Origin of the sequence: Mesorhizobium norvegicum, assembly GCF_004919685.1 — a bacterium.
GTDB classification, from domain to species: domain Bacteria; phylum Pseudomonadota; class Alphaproteobacteria; order Rhizobiales; family Rhizobiaceae; genus Mesorhizobium; species Mesorhizobium norvegicum.
Map to the genome: position 1 here is coordinate 25,179 of NZ_SMYZ01000087.1, position 18,777 is coordinate 43,955.

Here is an 18,777-nt window from a genome sequence, read left to right on the forward strand (position 1 = left end):
CAATTGTTGTGCGGCGCTGCATTGCGCGGTCGGCATTGTCCTCACAGCCGCCACGCAAGCATATAGTCCGTTTAGCTCAGAGGTTGCTGCTGAGACGCCGGACTCGCCTCGGTCTCAGTCCATATGGCGCCTGGAGCGACCGCCAAAGCAGCCCTTTTTGCCATATCCTCAATCCCGATGAAATAGCCGCAGCCTAGCTGCCTACCCGTCGACATCAGACACATAGGAGAAGATCATGCGCAACGTCATCGCCACCCTTGCGATCGCTACTTTACTCACAGGAACAAGTTCGGCCGCCTTCAGCCAAGAGAACCCCCTCCCACAGCAATGCCGTCAAGCCGGCGCTGAACAAATGGCAGGCATGGATACGCCTAAGATGGATGCATCAGCCATGGACGAGGCCCACCAAGCATACATGGCATCAATGATGAAAATGGAACCCGCCATGATGGAGGGTATCAAAGCCAAGGATGCCGACGTGGCCTTCATCTGCGGGATGATTGCCCATCACCAGGGCGCGATCGATATGGCGGAGGTCGAGCTCAAATACGGCGACAACGCCGACGCTAAGAAAAAGGCGCAGGTGGTCATTGATGCTCAAAAGAAGGAAATCAAGGACTACGCGAAGTGGCTAAAGACCAATGCAAAATAGTCAAGCGCGACTGCATTCGACACGAACGTTCATAGGAGAATTTCCATGCACCAACTGAACCCGAAAATGAGGGCCTGCATCGAGGAATGCTTACGCTGCTATTCAACATGCCTTTCGACTGCGATGGGACATTGTCTGGAAATGGGCGGAGAGCACACCGAGAGGAAGCATTTCACCTTGATGATGGCCTGCGCCGAAATCTGTCGAACATCGGCGCATTTCATGTTGCTCGGCTCCGAGCATCACAAGCACGTCTGCCGTGAATGCGCCGAGATCTGCGGCCAGTGCGCGAATGACTGCGAACGCCTCGGCGATATGGAAGAATGCGTGGACGCATGCCGCCAATGCGCCGAAAGCTGCAACATGATGGCCGCATAGACACAAAACCAATGCGGGGCGCGACTATAGCGCCCCGCTTCTCATCGACTGCAGCCTGCCTAGACGGTGGCGGGAGGCTGGTCGCGAAAGGAAGGCGTAGGCAGAGGCGAAACGAGCCGAAAGTTGCGCCACCGGACGTAAACAGCGACCATCGTCACGAGCGCTCCGCCCGCTGCCAGGTAAATCCGGACGGGCTCCAGATAAGTCAAAAGCGCATTGGCGCTAAACAGCAAGAGCAAGAGCTTGTTGCAGATCGGGCAAGCTATACCGACGTAGTTGGCGATGCCGCCAAGGCTGGCGAGTTTCAGACCACATGCCGGAACCGGAATCGTGACATAGATCCCGAGTAAAATCGCCTGCAATGCAAGCAGCCCGACTTCGAAGCCGCTTGTCGGCGTCATGCGTATGAAGAAGGGGTTTGCCCACAACGCCGCAACGGTTCCGAGCATGGCGAAAGAACCAATCGCCACCAACGCGCCCTTGACATATGAGCTGAATGGCATCCTCGCTTCCGTGTTTCTTCCAATTCGAATGGTGTCTTCCATTTTTTCACTCCGTTACGGTTTTACTGGGGCAGCCACAGCTTCCACGGTGGGTTTGTTGGCGACGGGGAGAACCGGCCGAAAGCGTTCGGAACCCCACGCTGCGATCCGCACCATGGTCGGAAACGGGTCGGTCGGCCGTTCCCTGTAAGGTGCGATCGGGAGAAGCGGCAAAACCCGCTTCATGATGTCCCCCGTCACCGGAACCGCGTTCCAGCCCGACGTTTTGAATCCGCTGGTTTCCGGCAGTGCCTGGGGCTCATCGAGAATTGTCAGGAATAGATAGCGGGGCTGGTCCGCAGGAACTATGCCCATGAAGGCCGTCAGCACCCGGTCTCCAGAATAGCGCCCGTTGACCACCTTGTTAGAAGTGCCCGTCTTGCCTCCAATGAAATACTCCGGAATGTCGGCTTTCTTGGCCGAACCGACTTCGGCGTTCAGCCGCATTAGGAACCGCAGCGCCTGCCCTGTTTCCGATGTCACCACGTCCGTGGCTAAAATTCGTGATTCCAAGGGGGTTCCCTTGACAAAAGTCGGCCGGATAAGGTTCCCGCCGTTGACAAGCGCCGCGACCGCCATCGTCGCCTGTAGCGGCGTGACGGCCATGCCGTGGCCAAAGGCGATCGTGGCGGTGCTCAGTTCGCTCCAGTTCGGAGGAATAAGCGGCTCAGCATTCTCGGGCAGTTCGGTGGCTAGGCGATCGAACTGACCCAGCCTTTTCAGAAAGGTTTTGTGGTTTTCGACGCCTACACCCATGGCCATCCGGGCCATCGCAATGTTCGATGAATAGATGAATGCCTCGGGAACAGTCAGCGGCCTTCCCTGGCCGCGGTAGTCGTTGATCGTAAACCGGCCAAATCGCAAAGGTCGACTGGCGTCAAGGACGGAATGGATGTTGAACATGCCCGAATCCAACGCCATGGCGGTGGTCATGGCTTTGAAGGTAGACCCCATTTCGTATGTACCGACACTGATGCGATTGATGCGGTCTGGTTTCAGTGCATCAGCGGGAATGTTGGGGTCAAAATCGGGAAGCGACACCAGCGCTATCACTTCCCCATTGGTGACATCCAATACCAGCCCTGCCCCAGCGATGGCGCTGAAGCGGGCGACAGCTTTCCTCAACTCGTCGCTCAACGCATATTGGACCCTCAGGTCCAGGCTGAGAACAATCGGCTCGAGATCCCGTCGATTGAAATTCAAGCCGGCTAATCTGAGATCCTGCAGTCCTTGTTCGTCTATCCAGCGTTCGATGCCAGCAATCCCGGCATTGTCTATGTTGACTGACCCCAAAACATGCGCAGCCGCAGGCCCATTGGGATAAAGGCGACGAGTTTCGTCCCGAACTCCCACCCCTGGGATTCCCAGCGCCCAGAGCCGATCCTTTTCAGCGAGCGTTACGCTTCGTTTGATCCAGATGAAGCCACTGGCGCTGCCTAGGCGTTTGTGAAGGTCCATCATATCGAGGTCCGGAAAAATGCTTGTCAGGCCCTCAGCCGCCTCGTCGACATCGATAATTCGGCGCGGCTCGGCGTAGACGGAAAAGCTTGCGATATCCATCGCAAGGGTCACGTTGTTCCGATCGACTATGTCCGGCCGCGCAACAGACGGCGGTACGGCCGCGTAGGCTCGATCGGGCCGATCCATGGTTCCAAGCATCACCAGACGCACGCCTATGGCAGCAAAGAAAAAGGCAAACATTGCCATAACGGTATAGATTCGAGCCCTGTACTTGGCAGGCTGATGGACAGCGTTCGATGCATTTTCCATGAAGCTAGCCTTTGACCGCATTCTCACGCGCACGCAGTTCATCGGTCCAGGCGTTGAAGGCGCGGTTGAAGGCCAATGTGCGTTTGCGTTCGGGCCATTTGAACCCGAAATAGGCGTAGAGATCGGTCCCTGCCTTGATGTCTCCTTCTCGCAGGATGACCTTCGCACGAGGGGTGATGGCCGGTGTCGGGTCAACGCCGTTCCAATTGGCAAGAACCGGAAAGCCTGCTTTTCCCAGGGCCAAATCCCAAGTGGCATCGACCAGGATCATTTTGCCGTCGACATCGACCTCCACGGTATCGTGGAAGCCGCGTGTTTCGGCCAAGGGTTGCAGCACCGATTGCGGTATCGGCAAATCGGCCCAGTTAAATGGAACCTGGACAGGCCTAGCATCGACCTTCCAAGCCCGCATTAGCTGAATCAAGGCTGCCGATTTGTGGCGGCAATCCCCGCGATCAATCGCGAACAGACTGTCCGGATTGCCGGTCCATGCCGTCAGCTTGTACGGCACTTCTTGCACGATTTTGAACGCCGCTATCCGCCGATCTCGATCGGTCAGGCCGACTTGCAGCTGTTCAGCAATCCACTTGCAAGAAGGCGTTTTGCCGTCGGCGCGCTGCGTTTGCAGCTCGCGCTGAACGTTCGCGATGCGAGCGTCAAGTGTTTGAGGTGTCTGACCTTGTGCCGCTACGCGGCTTGGCGCGAGAGCCGTTGCGCCAGCGCCGATCAAAAACATGCGTCTGTTCATCGAAAGACCTCCAGCATTTGCGGGAAGCCCAACTCTCCTGCGTCCCGCTGATTTGCAGGATGATGACCGAGTTCGGCCAGCATGGCGGAGCTCTCCCCGGGTCGTAGCAATTTCGCGTGGGACAAGGGCATTCCGGCGGTGCCGATTCGCGGTTTGGTCTTACGTGCAGTCAGCTGCTTTTCGAACGCGACAATGACGCCGTTCATGCCACCGGCGTTGCACCATTTGCGCATTGCCAATCCGTTTGCACGCGTACAATCCAAAACCAATCCGGCAAATTCCGGCCGAAGGTTGAATATGAGCAGCCCGCCGTTTCGCAGCAGGGTTGAAGCTGCCATGAGAAATGATTTGATGTCTGTTTCGAAATAGGCAGCTGCTTGCGAGTAGAGAATGTCGACTGTGCCGGCTTGCATGCCTTGGGTGTCCAAAACGGAAAGGCCGGCGGCTGTGACGTAGGGATGCTCGACGATACCCACCGGCAGTTCGTCGTGCCACTGGGTCAGATTGGTAAAGTGAAAAGATACATTCTGGCCAAGGCCGTTTCTGAAATGCGCGGCGAGGCTTGCGATATCGCGGGGCCTCGTTGAAGCAGGGCTCCTCAACCCTGCCCAGCCGCCACCTACTTCCAGATAGTGCAACGCTCCGTCCATACGAAGGCGGTGATTTGCCTCATGAAGAAGATCGAAGCCGAGTTGCTCGGCGAGCCGAAACGATCCGCCGCTCGATGTCCACGCTCCGTCGTGGAGAAATGAAACAAAAGTATCGCGGATCGATCCCGTCTCGCGATACACGGCGTTGAGATATTTGATCGGGTTTCGCCGTGAGGGAATCGGCACGTTGGGACGCAGGCGGCGGGCCTGAAGATCCCGTTTTACGCCCATGCTTATCGACCGCCATGCGGCCTCGTCCGGCTCGTATCCGATAGTTTGAAAGTTGCGTAGAATAGATTTGCGCGCGCGCGCAGCTGCGATAAACATCCTGAAAATTCCGCTCTAGCTTGATCGGTCGATCGCATTGCGATCGACGGGCGAACACCGAGCGGATGGAGACAGACGCAGTTCTGCGCCGGCAAAGATACGCTCAGTGCATCAGCACGAAGCGACTCTTGGAGGGCGATCTAGGGATATCTGGACAGTGCGAGCGCCGTCCTGACTGGAGGAAAAGGTCGGACGACTGATGGTACCGACAAAGTTAACAGCAAACTGATGGATCATTTCGGCATGATGATCGTGATGCAGAGCGCTGTGCGATACGGTCCCAACGTCCTTGGAGCCCTGGTCGTGAACGTGAGTAATCGCTGCAACCAGAATGTCGGCGGCCTCAGCCCTTGGCGGATGCGCTGCAAACGCCGACAGCAGCATCGCGAACGCGATGGCTATCGAAATGAGGCGACGAGCCTGCCATTTTGAACCGGTGGTCCACATAATTCCAGTTCGCATCACAGCGTTTATTTTTGGTTAAAGGCGGGCAGCGTCTGTCGAATCACAGACGCTTCCAAGCGGGAGATTAGTCCTAGGGCGGTCAAAGTGTCCATACGATGTCCGTTTGGGCGGCGAAGGGAGATGCGGGTTTTCAGCCTTGTCATGCCGGCTGCGGCTGTGCCACCGGCTTGGCGGTCGCCATCGCCCAGATACCGGCCAGCACCATCGGCGACGACAGGATCATGCCCATGGTCAGCCAGTTGGTGCCGAGGAGATAGCCGAGCTGCTGGTCGGGCTCGCGGAAGAACTCGACGAAGATGCGCGACAGGCCATAGCCGCAGATGAAGGCGCCGCCGACGAAGCGCGGCGTCTTCAGCTTGAGGCGCGAATGGGTGAGGATGCGCAGCACGAGGAACAGGACGACGCCCTCGAGCAGCGCCTCGTAGAGCTGGCTCGGATGACGGGCAAACGGCCCGCCATTGGGGAATTCGAACGCCCACGGCACGTCGGTTGGCCGGCCCCACAACTCGGAATTGATGAAATTGGCGACGCGCACCAGGCCAAGGCCGACCGGCACGCCGGCCGCCACGACATCGAACAGCGACCAGGTGCGGATGCCGCGCTTGATGGAAAACAGGGTCATGGCGAGGATGACGCCGAGCAGGCCGCCATGGAACGACATGCCGCCTTGCCAGACGGCGAAGATATCGAGCGGGTGGGCGATGTAGCGCGGCAGGTCGTAGAACAGCACATAGCCGGTGCGTCCGCCCAGCACGACGCCGATGGCTGCCCAGACGATGAAATCGTCGAGGTCTTTCGGCTTCATCGGCAGGACGCCGTCCGGCCACAGCCTGGCATTGCCGGCGAGCCGCTTGGCGTACCACCAGGCGAACAGGATGCCGACGATGTAGCCGATGCCGTACCAGTGCACCGCCAGCGGTCCGATCTGGATGAGGATCGGGTTGATGTTGGGAAAGGGCAGCGAGGCCAGCGGCAGCAGGAAATATTCGTTCAACGGGGAGCTCTCGGTTGCGATCGCGTTTGAGTATCTGAAGCAGATGTCTGTCTTCTTGCAGTACGTGACAGCTCGTTGAGCCGTAAACGGCTCCCATATAGTTCTCGGATCTCAGTGATGGTGGCCTTCGGGTTCGACCATCTCGAACGGCAGCAGCTGTTCGCGTCCCTTCGCGACCAGGATCAGCCTCGCCTGAAATTCATGCGGCTCGGCAGGAGCAACAGTACTCTCGAGGCGATGGTGGTTATCGGCGACGGGTTCGAGAGTAAGCGTCTCCGGCCCGCCAGGGCGGTCGATAATCACAGTGGCCGTCAAATCATCTGCATGCCGGTCGATCGTGAGGCGCATGCGTTCTCCCGCGCAGGTGTCGACGATTTCCAATGTCCCAGCAGCCAGGTCGCACGCGACCTTGAAAGGGGCCGGCGCATGATGACCATGAGCGTGAGAAGGTTCCGTGCCCTTCGCGGCAGACCCGGCCGGGCTTTCCAGGCGGACATTGGCTTCGGCCAACGCCGGCAAGTGTGAAAACAGTTCCTCCTTAAGGGCTCCAGTGACGTCCAGCACGTCCTTCGCCGTCGCTCCGTCGGATACGCTGATGGCGACGTCCGCATGCAGGCGGTGGCCGATCCAGCGCGCCTGCACGCTTTGGACACGCTCGATGCCGGACACGTGCTCGGCGGCATGATGGATTTCATCGACAATGCCGGGCTCGACACCGTCGAGCATGCGCGTGAGGACTGCTTTCGACGACTGCCAGACGATCGCGAAGATCGCCAGCGTGATCAGGAGCCCGATGATCGGATCGGCGAGCGGAAAGCCGAGCCATACGCCGATTGCGCCAAGCACAACCGCCAAGCTGGTGAAACCATCCGTGCGGGCATGGTAGCCGTCCGCAATCAGCGCCGCGCTGTTGATCTCGCGGCCGACACGGATACGAAAGACGGCGACGGCTTCATTGCCTACGAAGCCGACGATGCCGGCGATCGCCACCCAGCCGAGAAATGCGATGGGTCTCGGATTGATCAGCCTGTCAATCGCTTCGTAGCCGGCGACTATGGCGCTGAAGAGGATGATCAAAACGATCAAGATTCCGGCCAGGTCTTCCACCCGGCCCAAGCCATAGGTGAAGGTCTTGCTCGGCTTGCGGCGGGCCAATACGAACGCCACCCACAATGGAATGGCTGTAACCGCGTCACCGACGTTGTGAATTGTGTCGGCCAGCAGCGCCACGCTCCCGGAAAGGAACACGACGACGAGTTGAAGCGCTGCCGTGATGGCCAGCACGACGAACGACCACTTGATTGCCCAAATGCCCCGCGTTGTCGTCGCGATCGTAGGATCTATCACGCCATGGGTGTGCCCGTGGCCACCGTCTCCATGGTCATGGCCATGCCCGCCGAAACCCTGTGACATGGGGCCGAAACCGAACCAGTCGCGTACTTTATCCATCATGGTGCGCCTCACAGGTACTTGGTGATTTCCTTGAACTCATCGATCGAGCGGCGCTGTTCCCGCGCCAGCGGACCGACGACATCTTCAAGACAATGATCGAGGTGGTCCTGGATTAGGGTCCGCTTTGCCTGGCAGACCGCCTTCTCGACGGCATGAAGTTGCTGGGCGATGTCGAGGCAGGGGCGGCCCGCCTCGATCATCTCGATTATACTTTTGAGATGACCGTCGGCTCGTTTCAGGCGCTTGACGATATTAGGGTGAGTTTCGTGGACGTGTGGCTGTTCGCTCATACCGTTTCCTATCCCCCTGGAGAGGATATCGTCAAGTGAACATCGTCGACTGGGGCTCTTTCGTATTAGGCAAAGCGGTGCAATTGGTGCCGTAGAATGTCCGAAGAGCTGCTATTCAATCGCCTGGCAAAGTGTGTGATCGAGCATGTTCGCTGTTTGGATAGACCTCAGCCATTGCAATATCGACCGATGCGCCGTCGAGCGCGACCTCCAGTTCTTCCCACATGCACCGTATTGTCCGCGACATAACCCATGTCACTCCTTGTCGCGATGGCCGCGACGGGCCAAAAGCTTGGCCTCGCGTCGAGTTCGTTCGGCTAGAATCTGATGCCGCTTGTGATCGGTGAACTTCCGCCATTGGCGGATTTCGGCCGCGGTGCGGAAGCAACCGACACAGAGGTCAGCCTTGCGGTCGAACTTGCAGATATCGAGACATGGCGATGCCAGGGACACGGCTAAACCTTCGCGAGTTCGGGTATGAGTTCGGGTTTCGCCGTGACCGTCTTCTCAGGCGTCGGCAGCAACCGGGCCGAGTTAAGGATGAACACCAGCTCTGAGACGACATGGATGGCTGCCGCCAACAGCGGGTTGAGAAAGCCAAAGGCTGCAAGCACGATGCCGAGCGCATCGACGCCGATGGTGCCGGCGAAGTTCTGCCAAATGATGCCCCGCGTCCGCCTGGCAACTGCGAGTGTCTCGACGAAGCGCGCAAGGTCATTGCCGAGCAACACCACGTCTGCGCTCTCCTGCGCCACGTCGGTGCCGGAGCCCATCGCGACGCCGACGCTGGCTTCGGCAAGCGCCGGCGCGTCGTTCACGCCATCACCGACCATGGCAACGACGCGCTTTTGCGCCACCAGAGCCTGGATGCGCTTGAGCTTGTCCTCCGGCAGCAGTTCCGCCTCGATCTCCTTGATGCCCAGCGCCCCGCCAACGGCGGCTGCGACATGGCGTGCGTCCCCCGTGAGCAGGACCGTTCTGATGCCCAGCCGGTGCAACGCTTCGACGGCGCGCTTGGCTTCGGGGCGTACAGTGTCAGCAACGGCAAGCGAACCAAGCAGGCGTCCGTCGCGGGCGGCAAAAACCTCGGAACCCGCCGCAACGTCATGATCGGAGGCGGGCATGCCGATCCCATTTTCCGCCATCCACGCCCGATTGCCGACCAGGACGGTGCTCTCGCCAATACGGGTCGCGATGCCGCGGCCCGGCGTGTAGGCGAAACTTGTTGGCTCGACAATTTTACGCCCTTGGCTGCGGGCGTAGGAGACGATCGCTCTGCCGAGCGGATGCTCGGAGCGCAGCTCTGCCGACGCGGCGGCGTCGAGAAGTTCATCATCGGTCGTGTCGGGAGAAGGCAATAACTGCTGCACCTCCGGGCGGCCGAAGGTTAGCGTGCCGGTCTTGTCCAGCACGACCGTATCGACCTTGCCCAAGGTCTCGAGATGCACGCCACCCTTGACGATGGCGCCCAGGCGCGCGGATCGGCCGATGCCACCGAGAATGGCAAGCGGCGTGCCCGCGGCAATGCCGCAGGCGCCGGCGACGATGATAACCGAGATCGTCGAATAGACGTCGCGCGTGATCAGGAATGTCAAGACGGCAGCGCCGAGCGCGAAATAGACGAGATAGCCGGCCAGGCGGTCGGCGAGACGCTGGACCGGAGCGCGGGATTTCTCGGCCCGCTCGACCGCCTCGATGATCTTGCCGTAGCTCGTGTCGCGGCCGATCCGTTCCGCAGTGACTTCCAATGCGCCGGACTGGTTGATGGAGCCGGCGAAGACCTGAGTGCCGGCCGTTTTCTCGACTGGCATGGATTCGCCAGTGATGCGGGATTCGTCGACGAAGGAATGGCCGGAGAGAACCGCGCCATCGACCGGGATTCTCCCGCCGGGCGCGACCAGGATGGCATCGCCAAGCGAAAGCTCCTCCGCCGCGACGGACCGGATTGAGCCGGATCGCCGGACAGAAACCTCGCGCGGCAGGAATTCGAGCAGGTCCCGAATCGCTTTTCGGCCCCTTCCGACGGTCAATCCCTCCAGCACCTCTGCCACGAGAACGAACAAGGTGATGACCAGCGCGGTGAAGAACTCGCCGATTGCGGCGGCCGCAGCAATGGCGATCGTCATCGACAGCTCCATGGTCATGCGGCGCTCGACTACGTTCTCGAAGGCTTCCCTGAGGATCGGCCAGCCGCCGATCAATAGGCCGACGACGCCGATGACGCTTACCGCCGGGAACGGCTCCCAGACGCCGAACCACACCGCGGCCGCCGTGATCGCTACAACGGCGATACGCACGGCTTCCGCCCATTCAAACGGATGGTCATGATCATGCCCGTGTTCATGATCTTCGTGGTCATGCTCATGGAGATCATGGTCGTTGCGACGAGGCGCGGCGGTCGGGGCGATGCCGCGAGCTTCCGCACTGTCGACCAGCGTCTGGCGATGGGTGGTATCCTGGCTAGCCATGACGGCGAACTCCGTTGTTACTTGAGGTAGGCGCGCACGACATCGATGAGTTCCGCGGCGCCTTCGTTGCGTTCTTCCTGGGCCAGGTCGCCGTCGGCGACGTGCAGCAGGATGTGATCCTCGACCACTTCCGCCATCAGGCCGTTGATGGCGCCGCGAACGCCGGCGATCAGTTGGAGAACGTCGGCGCAGCCCTTTTCGTCCTCGAGCGCCCGCTCGACGGCATCCATCTGGCCGCGGATGCGGCGCACGCGGTTGATGAGCTTCGTTTTCTCGCGGGTCGTATGCGACATGTAGCGCTCCTTTTCCCAAAAATAGTATCCCCCCCTATATTATTCAAGCTTTGAACCTGTAACGTCCGCAATGTTCGAGTCGTAGGACGAACTCACCCTGCGGCTCCCGGCCGGCGAGCTTTCAAATTACTTGATAGCTGTTCAAGCATATGCGGGCCTTGGCTGCGGCGAACGTCCAGTTTTCGGCAGAGCATGAGTACGGTGACCATCCACATGCTCATGAGGGGCACCGACGGTCGCTCCGGCGGGGTCTTTCTGCTAGCTTCGCCTGATGTTCCAAACCCTCATCGAATTCCAGCGCACGATCTATCTGACGCTCGGCGAGCAGATCAAACTTCTGTCGGCCGGGGGCGGCTGGCTGGCCTTCATGGCCTTTCTGCCGATGGGCATTCTGTTCGGTGCGGCGCATGCCTTGACACCTGGCCATAGCAAAGCCGTACTGGCCACTTATCTGGCAGGGTCGGACAACAGCGTCCGGCGAGGCCTTGCTGTGTCGCTGACGCTCTCCTTCACGCATGTGACGATTGCCGTGCTGATTGCAGCTCTCTCGCTGCCGCTGGTCTCGATTGTCTTAGGCAGCGTTGGTCGCGCGCCGTTTTTGGAAGATGTCAGTCGGGGCCTGCTCGGCCTGATCGGTGGCTGGATGATCTGGCGCGCCTTCCGCCATAGTCATCATCACCACAAGCATGAAGGCGAGGCCGTCGGTGTCATGGCGGGCTTGATCCCCTGCCCGCTCACGCTTTTTGTGATGACCTTCGCGATTTCCAGAGGCGTTCCGGTCGCTGGCATCCTATTTGCAATCACCATGATGGCGGGGGTGGCGTTGACGTTATCTTGCGTCGCGGTTCTGTCGATCCTGTTTCGCGAGCGTCTGGTGCATTTTTTCGACAGCCGGCCACGCCTGTTCGACATCATTTCCCGAACCATCGAAGGTGCCGCCGGGGTGGTGCTCGCGAGCGTGGCGCTTTGGCAGATCACGTCGAGATGAGCAGTGCGTGAGAAAATGCGCGTCGGGCGGACGAAGCCAGTGGCGCGAAGACGAAACTGGCCGCTCCCATACGTAGATCGCCAAATCCAGTTCCCTGTCAGGGCACCATCGGGGGGCGCCATCGCTCAGCCCAAGCTGGAATTATGGTCTAATGTGACGCAGGAAACATTTCAGCCGTCAGGCCGGCAATCCTGTAGGTCAGCAATCCGAACCATTCATGCGCAGCGAGATCGGTCTCGGCCAATCCGACGCTGATCGAACTGGTCGGGCGTTCAAGATCCGCTGCTCCTCGCGTTCGATAGTCGACCGGATAAGGGGTTACATCAAATCCAGCGGCGCGAAAGCATCCGACCGCCCTGGGCATGTGACTGGCTGACGTGACCAGAAGCCAGAGTTCGCCTGGCTTCGGTTGGACCGAGGCGGCGCTTTCGGTGCCGTTCTCGCAGGTATTTCGGGATCGTTCCTCCATGTCGATACGCTGCGGCGAGACGCCTAGCGAGATGAGGATATCGCGGGCGACTTGGGATTCAGTCAATGTGCCGGCTCCGCCGATATGACCCGATCCTCCGGACAGAAAGATTCGCGCATCCGGATACCGCCTGCTGAGATCGACGGTTGCGGTCAGCCGTTCTCCTGCCTCATTGATCGCCAAGGTGTAACGGTCGCTGCTGATATGCGTATCGACGGCGCCGCCAAGGAGGATAATGCCGGTGACAGGCTTGTCGAGGGTGGGTTGAGGGAAGCGATCCTCGAGCACCATCAGCGCCGCTGGCCCAAGTGGGCTCCAACCAAAGATGGTCAACGCCAGAATGGACGCCACGATGCATGCCCGTCCCAAGCGGGATCTTCCAAGGAGAATGGCCAGAATGCCGGCCAGGCCGAGGAGCGCGACAAGATTGGAAGGGAGCAGGAAAAACTCGATGAGCTTGGAGATGACGAAAAACATCAAACCCTCGCGCACGCATCTGATAACCGGCGGGCCTCACCGGTGAGAGAGAAGCCTCGCCTACGCTGGCATTTCGGCATTCGTCTTTTGCATTGGCTGACCGTAGCTGCGCTCGCAATGCAAATCGCCATTGCCTTGGGACCCATGAACGGCCCCGGAATGGCGACGATGAACTGGCTTCCGCTCCACATGTCGATCGGCGTGACGATCCTTGCCATCATTGTCCTCAGGCTTTGCTGGCGCATCTTCACCCAGCCTCCTGTCAGGCAACCCTCACGCTCGGTGCGGATTGCGACTGCTTTCTTCCACATGTTTCTCTACGTCATGATTCTTGCCGTCCTGCTAACGGGATGGCTCGGCTACCGGCCCATGCCTTTCATGCCTCCCGCACGACTTTTCGGATACTTGCATTTGCCTTTGGCGCCATCGGTCGGCGGGCTGTCGGCACGCGCTTTCGCTTTCGTCCATGCAAAACTGGTCTGGATATTGCTTGGATTTGTCGGCGTTCACATCCTGGGTGCGCTGGTGCATTTCCTGGTGCTTCGCGATGGTGTCATGCGCACCATGTACTTTGGGCGGCCGGACATCGCTTCGCGGCAAGAGCAAGCGCTGCTTGCGGTCGGCGATGAAGCCGGCTGCTCACGCGAGCGCCCATAATTCTCCCGCAATGATCACAGCGTACCGGGCCGCTTTGCCCAATGCGACGAGAGCAACGAACACGCCGAAATTCACGCGTGCCGCGCCTGCCGCAAGGGTGAAGGCATCTCCGACAACCGGCAGCCAGGCGAAAAGCAGCGTCCATTCGCCAAAGCGTCGAAACGTCCGGCTTGCCTGCTCATAGCGCTCAGGAGTTACGGGGAACCAGCGCCTGGTCCGGAGCGAGTCGATGCCTCGCCCCAGAATCCAGTTCACCACCGAGCCGAGCGTGTTGCCGATTGTGGCAACCGCAAAGAGTAGCGCCGGGTCGCCACGGCCTGTGGCGATCAAGCCCGCGAGCACGACCTCCGATGACACCGGCAGAACCGTTGCGGCTAGGAACGCGCTGATGAACAAACCGCCATAGATTGCCAGTGCTGCCACGTCGAACGCCGGCCTATGCCTGCACGTCGACAATGCCCATCATGCCAAGTTGCTCGTGCTCGAGGATGTGGCAGTGGTACATGCGTGGCCCCGGCCGGTCCTGGCGCAGCAGGAGCCGCACAGTCTCGCCGCGCGCGACGTTGACGGTGTCCTTCCAGGCCAGGTAGGCCGGCTTCGAGACCTTGCCGTCGCGTTCGTGCTCGACCACCTGGAACTGCGTCCCATGCACATGGAATGGATGGTCCATGTCGGCCTTGTTGATGATCTCCCAAAGCTCGACGTCGCCTGCCTTGGCGACGATATCGACGCGGTTCATATCGAAGGCGGCGCCATTGATCAGGAATCCCATCTCCATGCCGTTGGCGTTCATGGCCATGGTCTCGGTGAAGACGAAGCGTCGGCTGACTGCGGGGGCGCTGAGTCGCGCTATCGGCCGAAGCTTGTCCGGTAGCGGCGGGAGCGCCTCTGCAGGCGTCTGCGAAACATTGACCGTAAGCAGTGTCAGGCCTGCATCGGCAGGCCGGCCCGCGCCCATCCAGCCGCGATCGTAATCGAGCGTGTACAGCGTAGCTGGGCCGGGCTTGTCAAAAGACACAATCAGTTCAACGCGTTCCGCGGGACTGAGAAGGATCTCGTCGGCTGCGATCGGTGCTTCCAACAGGCCGCCGTCCGTTCCGATAACTGTCATTGACGCTTCAAACGACAGTCGAAGGAAACGGGCGTTGGTGGCGTTGTAGAGCCGGAAGCGCCGCTTCGTGCCAAAGGGAACCGTTAGCGAAGGATTTTTCTGTCCGTTGACCAGCACATGATCGCCGACGCGCCCGTTCATCAGGTCGACCATCGTGTTGTCCGGCATGGTGCCGTCGGCAGCAAGGCGAAGGTCGGTGAACACCAGCACCGTGTCGCCATAGCCGGCCGGAATGGGATCGACCTTCGGCTTGACCACAAACGCCCCGGCAAGGCCGCGATAGACTTGCTCTGCCGTCTTGCCGTGCGGATGCGGGTGATACCAGTAGGAGCCGGCGCTGCCTTCCGGTAGGTCGAAGCTGTAGGTGCGGTCGGCGCCGGTGGCGACAGGGTCCATCGGATTGCCGTCCTGGTCAGCCGGAACGGGCATGCCGTGCCAATGGATGGTGCTTGTCTCTTCAGGAATTCGGTTGGCGAATGTGATCTCAACGCGGTCGCCCTCGGTGGCTTCGATCAATGGCCCTGGACTCACACCGTTGTAGCCAAGGATCGGCGTGTCGAGCCCTTCCGCGAAACGCGCCGTGGCCGGCTCGGCGGTCAGCTTCGCCCTGAATAGGCCGGGCGTGCCGGCTTCGTTGGCAAGCAGGGGCAGTTCGCGCAGCGCCTCCCCTTCGGGCAGCATGCTTGCGCCTTGCGGCGCTGCGCCCATGTCGTGACCGCCCATATCCATTCCGGGCATGTCATCCATCTTCATTTGAGCGATGGCGCGCGGGCTCGCAAAAACCGTCACAAGACCTGCCGTCAGAAAAGCGCGTCGATGCATCTGTTATCTCCTAAGTCAAAGACTGGCGCGCGTCGGCACGCGGTATGATCAGAAAGCCTGCCGTTGCCTGGCGATCTCGCCGCCTAGCTTCGGGCGCTTGGACGACTTGGCTGGTCCGGCCTCTTGCCCGCTGGAAAGCTCCTCGATGATCGGGCAATGCGGGCGACCATCACCCTGGCAATGTTCTGCCAGATGACGCAGCGTTTTGGACATGTCGCGGAGTTCTCGCATTTTCCGCTCGAGTTCGGCGACATGTTCCATGGCGATCCGCTTGACATCGGCGCTCGCCCGCGAGCGGTCGCTCCAGAGAGCGAGCAGGTCGGTCATTTGGTCGACCGAAAAGCCAAGATCTCGCGCCCGGCGAATGAAGCGCAGCGCATGGACCTCATCGTCCGAATAGACCCGGTAGCCAGCGTCGGTTCGGGCAACGTTCGCGATAAGCCCGATCGACTCATAGTAGCGGATCATCTTGGCCGAGACGCCTGATTCCGCGGCAGCTTCACCTATGTTCATAGTTGCACCCCTGCAGGTTGGCAGTCCCGGCGAAATCAGATCCGGAACTTAGGGCAAAAGGGATCGGCATCAAATCTGTCCTACGACTTGAACGGAGAATTGATCGGACTGTGTCCTGACGTCGATCGGTGCCCGGAAACGCCTGAGGCGCAAGGCATTGGTCAAAACGAAGACGCTGGACAGTGCCATCGCACCAGCCGCCAGCATCGGCGACAGGAGCGTGCCGCTCAGCGGATAAAGCACGCCAGCGGCCACTGGGATGAGCGCGATATTGTAGGCAAAGGCCCAGAACAGGTTCTGGCCGATGTTGCGGATCGTTGCCTTGGAGAGCGCGATAGCGTTGGCCACACCGCGAAGATCGCCCGACATTAAAACAACATCGGCGCTTTCGATGGCGATGTCCGTGCCGGTGCCGATCGCTATGCCAACATCCGCCGCAGCAAGCGCCGGGGCATCGTTGATGCCGTCGCCGACGAAGGCGACGCGAGCGCCGTGCTGGCCAAGCCGCTTGACCGCCTCGACCTTGCCGTCGGGCAATACCTCGGCGACAATTTCGTCGATACCGATACGCCGCCCGATCGCCTCGGCCGTGCGGCGATTGTCGCCGGTCACCATAGCTATCCGAAGGCCTAGCGAATGCAGTGCCGCAATTGCCATTGGCGTCGACGCCTTGATGGGATCGGCGACGGCGATGATTGCGGCAAGCTTGCCATCGATGGCAGCATAAAGTGGCGTCTTGCCCTGGTCGGCGAGGCGCACTGACGCTGACGCAAAGGTTGAGATGTCCAGGCCGAGTCGGATCATCAGGCGGTCAGCGCCGATCTCGACCTTGCGCCTTTCGACCACAGCGCTCACCCCAAAGCCAGGAATGGCTTCAAAGTTCTCGACATCGGAAGGCACCAAGCCGCGCCGTTCTGCGGCCCGCACAATCGCCTCGGCGACGGGATGCTCGGAGCGTGCCTCGACCGAGCCAACGAGCCGGAGTACGTCGGCTTCGACAAATCCGTCTGTCACGACGAAATCGGTCAATTCGGGCCGGCCCTCGGTAAGCGTTCCGGTCTTGTCGAGAGCAATGACCGTAGCATCCCGCAGTGTCTGCAAAGCCTCACCCTTGCGGAAGAGCACGCCCAGTTCCGCCGCCCGCCCCGTACCGACCATGATCGAGGTGGGCGTGGCGAGGCCCATGGCGCACGGGCAGGCGATGATCAGCACGGCAACGGCGTTGACCAGCGCGAAGGACAACGCAGGCTCCGGTCCTAGAACAAGCCAGGCTCCGAAGGTGAGCAAGGCGGCCGCGATGACAGCCGGCACGAACCAAGCAGTCACCTTATCGACCAGCGCCTGGATCGGCAGCTTCGAGCCTTGCGCAGATTCAACCATGCGGATGATCTGGGCGAGCAGCGTCGCCGAGCCGACCTTTGTGGCGCGGAACGAGAAACTGCCGGTCTTGTTAATGGTGCCGCCGACGACCTCCGCGCCGACGCCCTTGGCGACAGGCAGCGGTTCGCCAGTCATCATAGACTCGTCGACGAAGGATGATCCTTCGACGATCTCGCCGTCGACCGCGATCTTTTCGCCTGGGCGCACCACCACCACGTCACCGACCCGCACCTCTGCGAGCGGCACCTCGACGGTAACGCCGTCCTTGACGACGCGCGCCGTCTTGGGCTGCAGCCCGACGAGCTTCTTGATTGCCTCGCTGGTCCGCCCCTTGGCCCGTGCCTCGAGAAAGCGGCCGAGCAGGATCAGCGTCACGATCACGGCCGCTGCTTCATAATAGACGTTGGCAGTGCCTTCCGGCAGGACATTGGGGATGAAAGTCGCGACGAGCGAGTATGCCCAGGCGGCACCCGACCCAAGCGCCACCAGCGCGTTCATGTCCGGTGCGCCCCTGAGCAGCGCCGGCATTCCCTTCCTGAAGAACCGCAGGCCGGGGCCAAACAGAACGATCGTGGTCAGGACGAATTGCAGGCGCCAGTTCCAGTCGCCGAGCGTCATCATCACCCAGTGATGGAAGGCGGGCACGAGATGCGAACCCATTTCGAGCGTGAAAACCGGCAGCGTCAGAAGTGCGGCCAGCGCGAGCAAACGACGGAGCGTCCGAATCTCAGCATCCCGCCCATCGCGCTCACGGTCCATGTCTGTGTCCGGCAGTATCTGGCGCGCTTCGTAGCCGGCTGCCGCCACAGCCCCCTCAAGTGCGGCCGCCTCGACAGTGCCTGCGACGATGCGGATGGTGGCGCGCTCGGTTGCCAGATTGACGCTGGCATCGGCCACACCCGGTACTGCCTTCAGCGCCTTTTCGATGCGCGCGACGCAGGAGGCGCAGGTCATTCCTTCGATGGCGAACTCAATCATGTCCGCACGCGTCTCGTAGCCAACGGCCGACACCGCCGCGATGACGGGAGCGAGGTCCGGCTTGCCGGCGAAGGTCACCTCGGCACGTTCGGTCGCCAGATTGACCGATGTCCCAACAACACCCGGCGCAGAGGCGATCGCCTTTTCGACGCGACGCACGCACGAGGCACACGTCATGCCCTCGATGCCTATCTGAATTGTGGAACCAGGAACCGAGATGGGTCCGGCTGGCGTGTGCGGGGTAACGGCGTTCATGAGTTTGCAACTCCATCTTGGGTGGCTGCCACACCATATAAAGGTTCCCATGATAGGAAGGTCAAGGGGCAAATTTCGATCAGCACTCCAATGCAACC

General features: G+C 60.5%; 20 protein-coding genes. 5 read left to right on the forward strand and 15 right to left on the reverse strand.

Going from position 1 to position 18,777, the window contains the following annotated elements:
- The first annotated feature begins 235 nt into the window (after positions 1 to 235).
- Both copM and FCU66_RS32550 read left to right on the forward strand, forming a co-directional pair.
- Positions 236 to 652, forward strand: coding sequence for a CopM family metallochaperone (gene copM / locus FCU66_RS32545; protein ID WP_127388846.1), 417 nt, complete (start codon positions 236 to 238; stop codon positions 650 to 652).
- Positions 653 to 697: 45 nt separating this feature from the next.
- A complete protein-coding gene (locus tag FCU66_RS32550; protein ID WP_127385867.1) occupies positions 698 to 1,030 on the forward strand; it encodes a four-helix bundle copper-binding protein in 333 nt (110 codons plus the stop codon).
- 59 nt (positions 1,031 to 1,089) lie between these two features.
- On the opposite strand, the gene FCU66_RS32555 is transcribed toward FCU66_RS32550, so the two are convergent.
- The 4 genes from FCU66_RS32555 to FCU66_RS32570 are packed head-to-tail and all read right to left on the reverse strand — an operon-like array spanning position 1,090 to position 5,067.
- A complete protein-coding gene (locus FCU66_RS32555; RefSeq protein WP_136620789.1) occupies positions 1,090 to 1,575 on the reverse strand; it encodes a hypothetical protein in 486 nt (161 codons plus the stop codon).
- A 12-nt stretch (positions 1,576 to 1,587) separates the two neighbouring features.
- Entirely contained in the window at positions 1,588 to 3,342 is a 1,755-nt protein-coding gene (locus tag FCU66_RS32560; protein WP_246094133.1) for a peptidoglycan D,D-transpeptidase FtsI family protein, read from the reverse strand.
- Between the two features lie 4 nt (positions 3,343 to 3,346).
- Positions 3,347 to 4,090 carry a transglutaminase-like domain-containing protein gene (locus FCU66_RS32565; RefSeq protein ID WP_136620790.1) on the reverse strand — a complete coding sequence of 248 codons (744 nt, stop codon included), beginning with the start codon at positions 4,088 to 4,090 and terminating at the stop codon, positions 3,347 to 3,349.
- Complete coding sequence (locus tag FCU66_RS32570) at positions 4,087 to 5,067, reverse strand: hypothetical protein (protein WP_136620791.1); 981 nt, start codon at positions 5,065 to 5,067, stop codon at positions 4,087 to 4,089. The genes FCU66_RS32565 and FCU66_RS32570 overlap by 4 nt, the downstream gene beginning before the upstream one ends.
- A gap of 228 nt (positions 5,068 to 5,295) precedes the next feature.
- On the opposite strand from FCU66_RS32570, the gene FCU66_RS32575 reads away from it, so the two are divergent.
- A complete protein-coding gene (locus FCU66_RS32575) occupies positions 5,296 to 5,499 on the forward strand; it encodes a hypothetical protein (protein ID WP_127385909.1) in 204 nt (67 codons plus the stop codon).
- Between the two features lie 172 nt (positions 5,500 to 5,671).
- Here FCU66_RS32575 and lgt read toward each other — a convergent pair whose 3' ends face one another.
- The 6 genes from lgt to FCU66_RS32605 form a co-directional block, all read right to left on the reverse strand.
- Entirely contained in the window at positions 5,672 to 6,526 is an 855-nt protein-coding gene (lgt, locus tag FCU66_RS32580) for a prolipoprotein diacylglyceryl transferase (protein WP_136620792.1), read from the reverse strand.
- Between the two features lie 111 nt (positions 6,527 to 6,637).
- Positions 6,638 to 7,978, reverse strand: coding sequence for a cation diffusion facilitator family transporter (locus FCU66_RS32585; RefSeq protein ID WP_136620793.1), 1,341 nt, complete (start codon positions 7,976 to 7,978; stop codon positions 6,638 to 6,640).
- 8 nt (positions 7,979 to 7,986) lie between these two features.
- Positions 7,987 to 8,268 carry a metal-sensing transcriptional repressor gene (locus FCU66_RS32590; RefSeq protein WP_127385817.1) on the reverse strand — a complete coding sequence of 94 codons (282 nt, stop codon included), beginning with the start codon at positions 8,266 to 8,268 and terminating at the stop codon, positions 7,987 to 7,989.
- A 255-nt stretch (positions 8,269 to 8,523) separates the two neighbouring features.
- A complete protein-coding gene (locus FCU66_RS32595) occupies positions 8,524 to 8,721 on the reverse strand; it encodes a DUF1289 domain-containing protein (RefSeq protein WP_127385816.1) in 198 nt (65 codons plus the stop codon).
- A gap of 2 nt (positions 8,722 to 8,723) precedes the next feature.
- Positions 8,724 to 10,736, reverse strand: coding sequence for a heavy metal translocating P-type ATPase (locus tag FCU66_RS32600; protein ID WP_136620794.1), 2,013 nt, complete (start codon positions 10,734 to 10,736; stop codon positions 8,724 to 8,726).
- 17 nt (positions 10,737 to 10,753) lie between these two features.
- Positions 10,754 to 11,029: a metal/formaldehyde-sensitive transcriptional repressor gene (locus FCU66_RS32605; RefSeq protein WP_127385554.1), complete on the reverse strand. Its 276-nt coding sequence runs from the start codon at positions 11,027 to 11,029 to the stop codon at positions 10,754 to 10,756.
- 271 nt (positions 11,030 to 11,300) lie between these two features.
- Between FCU66_RS32605 and FCU66_RS32610 the strand changes: the two genes are divergently transcribed.
- Positions 11,301 to 12,017, forward strand: a complete 717-nt coding sequence (locus tag FCU66_RS32610) for a HoxN/HupN/NixA family nickel/cobalt transporter (protein ID WP_136620795.1) — start codon at positions 11,301 to 11,303, stop codon at positions 12,015 to 12,017.
- A gap of 148 nt (positions 12,018 to 12,165) precedes the next feature.
- On the opposite strand, the gene FCU66_RS32615 is transcribed toward FCU66_RS32610, so the two are convergent.
- On the reverse strand, positions 12,166 to 12,777 hold the full coding sequence (locus tag FCU66_RS32615) for a YdcF family protein (RefSeq protein WP_246094134.1): 612 nt from the start codon (positions 12,775 to 12,777) through the stop codon (positions 12,166 to 12,168).
- Between FCU66_RS32615 and FCU66_RS32620 the strand changes: the two genes are divergently transcribed.
- Complete coding sequence (locus FCU66_RS32620) at positions 12,751 to 13,620, forward strand: cytochrome b (protein ID WP_246094135.1); 870 nt, start codon at positions 12,751 to 12,753, stop codon at positions 13,618 to 13,620. The genes FCU66_RS32615 and FCU66_RS32620 overlap by 27 nt on opposite strands.
- Here FCU66_RS32620 and FCU66_RS32625 read toward each other — a convergent pair.
- The 4 genes from FCU66_RS32625 to FCU66_RS32640 form a co-directional block, all read right to left on the reverse strand.
- Positions 13,603 to 14,043, reverse strand: a complete 441-nt coding sequence (locus FCU66_RS32625; RefSeq protein WP_136620797.1) for a YqaA family protein — start codon at positions 14,041 to 14,043, stop codon at positions 13,603 to 13,605. The two genes, FCU66_RS32620 and FCU66_RS32625, sit on opposite strands and share 18 nt — an antisense overlap.
- A 13-nt stretch (positions 14,044 to 14,056) precedes the next feature.
- Positions 14,057 to 15,553, reverse strand: coding sequence for a multicopper oxidase family protein (locus tag FCU66_RS32630; RefSeq protein ID WP_127385549.1), 1,497 nt, complete (start codon positions 15,551 to 15,553; stop codon positions 14,057 to 14,059).
- A gap of 48 nt (positions 15,554 to 15,601) precedes the next feature.
- On the reverse strand, positions 15,602 to 16,066 hold the full coding sequence (gene cueR / locus FCU66_RS32635; RefSeq protein ID WP_127385548.1) for a Cu(I)-responsive transcriptional regulator: 465 nt from the start codon (positions 16,064 to 16,066) through the stop codon (positions 15,602 to 15,604).
- Between the two features lie 69 nt (positions 16,067 to 16,135).
- Positions 16,136 to 18,601 carry a heavy metal translocating P-type ATPase gene (locus FCU66_RS32640; protein WP_246094136.1) on the reverse strand — a complete coding sequence of 822 codons (2,466 nt, stop codon included), beginning with the start codon at positions 18,599 to 18,601 and terminating at the stop codon, positions 16,136 to 16,138.
- Positions 18,602 to 18,777 lie beyond the last annotated feature (176 nt).

Bases quoted from the DNA above. Each gene is read 5' to 3' on its own strand.
- FCU66_RS32560 (WP_246094133.1), bottom strand. From the start codon at position 3,342: ATGGAAAATGCATCGAACGCTGTCCATCAGCCTGCCAAGTACAGGGCT.
- cueR (WP_127385548.1), bottom strand. From the start codon at position 16,066: ATGAACATAGGTGAAGCTGCCGCGGAATCAGGCGTCTCGGCCAAGATG.
- FCU66_RS32565 (WP_136620790.1), bottom strand. From the start codon at position 4,090: ATGAACAGACGCATGTTTTTGATCGGCGCTGGCGCAACGGCTCTCGCG.
- FCU66_RS32590 (WP_127385817.1), bottom strand. From the start codon at position 8,268: ATGAGCGAACAGCCACACGTCCACGAAACTCACCCTAATATCGTCAAG.
- FCU66_RS32550 (WP_127385867.1), top strand. From the start codon at position 698: ATGCACCAACTGAACCCGAAAATGAGGGCCTGCATCGAGGAATGCTTA.
- FCU66_RS32585 (WP_136620793.1), bottom strand. From the start codon at position 7,978: ATGATGGATAAAGTACGCGACTGGTTCGGTTTCGGCCCCATGTCACAG.
- FCU66_RS32615 (WP_246094134.1), bottom strand. From the start codon at position 12,777: ATGGTGCTCGAGGATCGCTTCCCTCAACCCACCCTCGACAAGCCTGTC.
- FCU66_RS32640 (WP_246094136.1), bottom strand. From the start codon at position 18,601: ATGACGTGTGCCTCGTGCGTGCGTCGCGTCGAAAAGGCGATCGCCTCT.
- FCU66_RS32605 (WP_127385554.1), bottom strand. From the start codon at position 11,029: ATGTCGCATACGACCCGCGAGAAAACGAAGCTCATCAACCGCGTGCGC.
- copM (WP_127388846.1), top strand. From the start codon at position 236: ATGCGCAACGTCATCGCCACCCTTGCGATCGCTACTTTACTCACAGGA.
- FCU66_RS32610 (WP_136620795.1), top strand. From the start codon at position 11,301: ATGTTCCAAACCCTCATCGAATTCCAGCGCACGATCTATCTGACGCTC.
- FCU66_RS32570 (WP_136620791.1), bottom strand. From the start codon at position 5,067: ATGTTTATCGCAGCTGCGCGCGCGCGCAAATCTATTCTACGCAACTTT.
- FCU66_RS32575 (WP_127385909.1), top strand. From the start codon at position 5,296: ATGGATCATTTCGGCATGATGATCGTGATGCAGAGCGCTGTGCGATAC.
- FCU66_RS32630 (WP_127385549.1), bottom strand. From the start codon at position 15,553: ATGCATCGACGCGCTTTTCTGACGGCAGGTCTTGTGACGGTTTTTGCG.
- FCU66_RS32600 (WP_136620794.1), bottom strand. From the start codon at position 10,736: ATGGCTAGCCAGGATACCACCCATCGCCAGACGCTGGTCGACAGTGCG.
- FCU66_RS32555 (WP_136620789.1), bottom strand. From the start codon at position 1,575: ATGGAAGACACCATTCGAATTGGAAGAAACACGGAAGCGAGGATGCCA.